Annotated in this window: 8 protein-coding genes; 6 read left to right on the top strand and 2 right to left on the bottom strand. The window is 25.7% G+C overall.

Annotation, left to right across the window (positions count from 1 at the left end; all coding sequences use genetic code 11):
• Window positions 1-76: 76 nt before the first annotated feature.
• Entirely contained in the window at window positions 77-535 is a 459-nt protein-coding gene (dtd, locus tag I6E15_RS09920; protein WP_235247617.1) for a D-aminoacyl-tRNA deacylase, read from the bottom strand.
• 169 nt (window positions 536-704) lie between these two features.
• Here dtd and I6E15_RS09915 point away from each other — a divergent pair, with 169 nt between their 5' ends.
• The 5 genes from I6E15_RS09915 (at window position 705) to I6E15_RS09895 (ending at window position 4093) form a co-directional block, all read left to right on the top strand.
• The gene (locus I6E15_RS09915; RefSeq protein ID WP_177160783.1) at window positions 705-995 is read left to right on the top strand and encodes a hypothetical protein; all 291 of its coding nucleotides are present in this window, start codon (window positions 705-707) and stop codon (window positions 993-995) included.
• Window positions 995-1594: a lysine exporter LysO family protein gene (locus I6E15_RS09910; RefSeq protein WP_235247616.1), complete on the top strand. Its 600-nt coding sequence runs from the start codon at window positions 995-997 to the stop codon at window positions 1592-1594. Before I6E15_RS09915 ends, I6E15_RS09910 begins: the two co-directional genes overlap by 1 nt.
• A 177-nt stretch (window positions 1595-1771) precedes the next feature.
• Window positions 1772-3067 carry an AAA family ATPase gene (locus tag I6E15_RS09905; protein ID WP_235247615.1) on the top strand — a complete coding sequence of 432 codons (1296 nt, stop codon included), beginning with the start codon at window positions 1772-1774 and terminating at the stop codon, window positions 3065-3067.
• 2 nt (window positions 3068-3069) lie between these two features.
• Window positions 3070-3696 carry a retron system putative HNH endonuclease gene (locus tag I6E15_RS09900; RefSeq protein WP_235247614.1) on the top strand — a complete coding sequence of 209 codons (627 nt, stop codon included), beginning with the start codon at window positions 3070-3072 and terminating at the stop codon, window positions 3694-3696.
• A 193-nt stretch (window positions 3697-3889) separates the two neighbouring features.
• Window positions 3890-4093, top strand: coding sequence for a hypothetical protein (locus tag I6E15_RS09895; protein ID WP_235247613.1), 204 nt, complete (start codon window positions 3890-3892; stop codon window positions 4091-4093).
• 102 nt (window positions 4094-4195) lie between these two features.
• On the opposite strand, the gene I6E15_RS09890 is transcribed toward I6E15_RS09895, so the two are convergent.
• The gene (locus I6E15_RS09890) at window positions 4196-4408 is read right to left on the bottom strand and encodes an AAA family ATPase (RefSeq protein ID WP_235247612.1); all 213 of its coding nucleotides are present in this window, start codon (window positions 4406-4408) and stop codon (window positions 4196-4198) included.
• 450 nt (window positions 4409-4858) lie between these two features.
• Here I6E15_RS09890 and I6E15_RS09885 point away from each other — a divergent pair.
• Window positions 4859-5426, top strand: a 568-nt coding sequence (locus I6E15_RS09885; protein ID WP_419180952.1) for a nucleoside-diphosphate sugar epimerase/dehydratase, incomplete at its 3' end; no start/stop codon positions are given.

The raw sequence follows: 5426 nt of genomic DNA, 5'->3' as shown, positions 1-5426 counted from the left end.
CCTATGATATTAATTTTATCATAGAAAGCTATTAAAAGTTAGTATTATTTAATTTACAGAATCTTTTTCACAGGCTCTATAAATTTTTTACATCCTTTGTGTCGATTAATAAAGTTACAGGACCATCATTGATTAAGGAAACTTTCATGTCAGCTCCAAATCTACCAGTTTCAACCTTTCCAATAGAAAATTCTCTAAACTTTTGGATAAAACTTTCATAAAGAGGGATTGCAATTTCTGGTCTAGCTGCATCAGTAAATCCAGGTCTTCTACCTTTTATGCAATTACCATAAAGAGTAAATTGCGAAACTATAAAAATATCTCCACCAATTTCATCAAGTCCAAGATTCATTTTTCCATTTTCATCTTCAAATACTCTAAGACCTTTTATTTTATTAGCCAGCCAAACAACTTCTTTTTCTGTATCTTCGTGAGTGATTCCTAAAAGAACTAAAAACCCTTTTCCAATTTTTCCAACACTTTCACCATCTATTTTTACTTCTGATTCTAAAACTCTTTGAACAACAGCTTTCATAACATCTCCTTTTAAAACTTTTTATTTATTATACTACATCAAAAGTTTTTTATCAAATAATAGTAATAAATATTGATTTTTTTAATAGTTTGAAGTATAATAATATACAGTTTGATAGGGAGGGGTAAATGATATCCCTTTTTTCTTTAAGAAAAAATAGGAGGAAAATATGGATATTTTAATAGTAATGAGTATCGGAATATTAGTAGGAAATAGATTTTTTTCTCATAAATACAAAACAATAAATGAAAAATTACAACTTATATGCACAATTTTACTGATTTTCTCTATGGGAGTTACTTTAGGCAGAAGAGAGAATTTTATACAAGAGTTAAGTCTTTTGGGGTGGCATAGTTTTATCTTTTGTTTTATTCCATCTCTATTTTCGCTTATAATAGTTTTTTTATTAACACGTCATTTTATAGAAAAAAGAAAAAATAGTGGAAAGGGGAAAAATTAATGGTTGTATTTGCTTTGATCGCTCTTATTTCAGGAGTGGCTTATGGACTTTGTGATATAAATATTGGATTTGTGTCAGCAATAACTTCTAGAACAGATTTTATACTATATTTTTTAATGTTTTTTGTTGGAATAAGTGTAGGACTTCATAAAGGAATTTTAAATGATTTGAAAAAATATCATTTGAAAGTTTTAATTATTCCTTTTGGGATTGTAGTTGGATCTATTATTGGAGGAATGATTTGTAGTCCTATTACAGGATTTACTTTGGGAGAGAGTACAGCTGTTGCAAGTGGTCTTGGTTGGTACAGTCTTTCTGGAATTACAGTGGGAAAACTTGCAGGAGCTAAACTTGGAAGTATTACTTTTTTAAGTAATCTTATGAGAGAGATTTTTTCATTCTTTCTTATTCCTATAATTGCTAAATATTTGAATTATTATAGCTGTATTGCACCAGCTGCTGCAACAAGTGAGGATACAACACTTCCTATGATGATAAAATATACAAATGAAGAAACAGTTATGCTATCTGTTTTAAATGGAATGATTTGTTCAGCTCTTGTTCCGGTGTTGATTTCTTTTTGTTATAATAATATGTAGAAAATAAAAAATATAGAAACGAAAAAAGAGTGTAATTTGATTTAGCATTCTTTTTTTATATTTAAAATATTATATTTATAAAAAATGAAAGAATTACGATATATAATTGAGTTTTCCTTAAAGAGATGATATAATTAAGATAGATTATAGTTAAATTTTGAATGGGCTGGTGACATAGTGAAAATAAAAGAATTAGAAATTAAAAATTTTCGTTGTTACGAAAATATGAAGATAAAGTTAGATTCAAATTATATAGTTTTAATAGGGATTAATGGCTCAGGAAAAACAACTATATTAGATGCTTTATCTATTGCCTTAGGTGGATATATTTCAGTATTTGATGGAATGGGAATCTTAGGAATTAATAAAAATGATTCTCACTATAAAATGTATGAAATAGGAAATAGAATAGAGAGAGAGCATCAATTTCCAGTGTCTATTTCAACCAAATGTGAATTTGATAATAAAGAACTTTATTGGGAAAGAACTCTGAATGGAGAAAGAGGAAGGACTACAAGTACGAGAGCTAAACAAATAATAGAATATGCTTCATCTCTTCAAAAAGGGATTAAAGAAGGAGACAAAAATATAATATTACCAATGGTAGCATATTATGGTACAGGTAGACTTTGGATGCAAAAGAGAGATAGAAATATAAAAGAAATAAAAGGAAATTTCTCTCGTTTAAAAGGATATATTGATTGTTTAGATTCAGCTTCAAACGAAAAGCAAATGTTAAAGTGGTTTGAAAAAATGACTTATATCGAATTACAAGAAGAGAAAATTATTCCTGAACTAGATGCTGTAAAAAAAGCTTTAAGCAAAAGTTATAAAATGCTTGATGAAAATTTAAAAGAAGTTAAAGTTGATTTTAAAGTTAAAAGTGGTGAATTAGAAATTTCTTTAAAGAAAAATGATAATACTGTTGAAAATTTACCAATGAGAGTACTGAGTGATGGAACCAAAAGTATTTTGAGTATGATAGCAGATATTGCTTATCGTATGGCAATATTGAATCCACAACTTTTAGATAATATTTTAAAAGGGACACCAGGAATTATATTAATAGATGAAATAGATATGCATTTACATCCAAATTGGCAAACAAAGATAATTTCAATATTGTGTAAAATTTTTCCAAAAATTCAATTTATATTTACCACACATTCTCCAAATGTATTATCAAATGTATCTAATAAAAATGTATTGATTCTTGATAATTACGAGATCTATCCGTTAGAAAATATGACTTATGGAAGAGATGTAGAATCTATACTTCGTGAAGTGATGAAAACAGAAGTAAGACCTAAGGAAGTAGTTGAAAAATTAGAGTTATTTAATGATTTATTAGATGAAAAAAATATTGTAGAAGCCAAAAAAGTTTTAGAAGAATTAGAAGAAATTTTAGGAAAAGATGATTCTAATGTTGTAGAAAGAGAAGTTTCTTTAAGATTGGAAGAATTGGAGATGTAGTTATGATTTTAATAAAAAAGAATAGTGAACCACGTTCTTTAACAGAATATAAAAAAACTGTTAATTCATCTTTTGATAATTTACCAAGTAATGTAAAGAATGATATAAGAGAATCTTTATTAAAAGAGCAAGGATATATTTGTGCTTATTGTATGAAAAGAATAGAGTCATCTGATGTAAAAATAGAACATTATAAAGCAAGAAATTCTGAAAATGAATTGGACTATAAAAATTTATTAGCTGTTTGTAAAGGAAATGAAGGCTCTCCAAAAAAGTTTCAGACTTGTGATACACATAAAGGGAATGATATTTTAAATATAAATCCTCAAGACGAAAGACATATTTTAACTATATTTTTTACAAGAAATGGAGAAATTAAATCATCGAATGATTTATATCAAAAAGAATTAAATGAAGTTTTAAATCTTAATGATAAATATGGGAAATTAATTTCAGGAAGAAGAGCAGCTCTTAAAGCTTTACAAAATAATATTAAAAAGAAGAATGAAAACAAAATTAAGAAATTATACCAAAGTTTAAAAAATGAAAAAATAAAAACTGAATATGTGGGAATTCTTTTATGGTATTTAGAAGGTAAATCATATATAAAAGAAATTTTAGAGAAATAGTTTTTTAGAAATTTTCTATCTTTATTACAAGAAGATTTTACCAATATTATTTTATTTTCAAACTTTGTAACTACTTAGCTATAAATTAAAAATCAAGACTTAGATTCAAAAAAATGAATCTAGGTCTTTTTTTTGAGTTAAAAAATATGATATAATGTATAAGTTAATTTTTTTGATTGGGAGGTGAATTTTTATGGAAATTAAAGTTGAAGATTTGTTACGTGAAATTGCTGAACTTAAAATTCAATTATCTAAAGCTTTAGCTAGAATTGAAGAACTTGAAAAAGTAGAAAATTTCTTCAAAGAACAATTAATAAAAGCTAAAATAACTCACGCTGATGAAACGGGAACTAAAGTAAATGGTTCTAATCGTTGGATTCATTCTTTTTCATCGTAATAGTAAAATATTGTCATATTTTGAGGCATTCCCCAAGTACTTCCAAAAACTTGCAAAAAATTTAGCCTTATTTCTTTTATTAATTTATCTTTTAAAGGAGTACTAAGTTCCTTGGTAGAAAAAAATATTTGTTTTTTTATTACTGATATTAATAATTTTTATATTTTTAAAGAAAAATATACTTTTAGCAATGGTACTTTTTCCAGAAGCCTGTTGACCTGTAAAAATCATAAAATCTTTTATATATAGTTTACAACTTTTTAGTGGACCTAAATTATTAATTATTATTTTTTCTGTAGTATTATTTATTTTCAATCTCTCCTTTTATAAGAATTATAACATATTTAAAATAAAAAACAGATAAAAAAATGAATAAGGTCTTGACAGAGATATAATTGAGAGGTATAATTAATTGAAAAGATTTTTCAAGAATTTTAAATAAAATGTATTAAAAATAACGGGGGGGGGGTAGTGAAACATAAAATAAAAAAATTAATATAAGACCTAAAGTAAATATTTATCAGGGTCTTTTTATTTTATAAATTTTTCTATCAAAAAATAGCAAATATAGTTTGACTTTTTTTGAATAAAGAGTTACACTTATACAGCTTATATTTTTAATAAAAAATTAAACATTCAAGAATTAATTTTTCAATAAAAATATAAAAAAATATTTTGGAATTGTAGAATAAAAAACTTGCTTAAAATAAATCCTCTATTTTTTTAAGCAGTTTAAAAATATTAAGGTATATAGGGAGAAATTTTATGGACAAAGCTTTTACTAATAAGAGGAATTTTGTAAAGATTTTTTTAGATATTTCTAGTGTCTTATTCTCATCTTTACTTATTGATTACATTATGTTTGAAGAGTTCAGAGATTTACCTGTCAAAATGGCTTTTCTTTATGCGTTCTCTTATGCTGTTGTTGATTTACTTAAAAATGAAGTGGCGACTAGTTGGCAGTATACAGACAGTAGAGATATTTTAGAACTTCTTAAACTTAATGGTTTCAGCGCTTGTTCTACTTTTGTTCTTAATAAACTTCTTAAACTTCATAGCTTAAGAATTTTACTTTTAACTTTTATCTTTTCTACTTCTTTAATGCTACTTTTGAGAATGATATTTAGATTACAAAGGCAAGGAAATATTTCTCCAAAAGAGAGAAGAAAAAATAGAGAAAATACCTTAGTCTATGGTGCTGGAGAAGCTGGAAATACATTAATAAGAGAATGCCGTGCTAACAAAAACTTTGAGTATAAGATACGTGCATTTATTGATGATGATCCTAAAAAATATAGAACTATAATAAATGGAATTAGAGTTTATGGTGGAT

It is taken from the genome of Fusobacterium perfoetens (genome assembly GCF_021531475.1).
Lineage (GTDB): Bacteria > Fusobacteriota > Fusobacteriia > Fusobacteriales > Fusobacteriaceae > Fusobacterium_B.
Note: the sequence above shows the minus strand (reverse complement) of the source record. Positions and strands in the feature narration are given on the sequence as shown.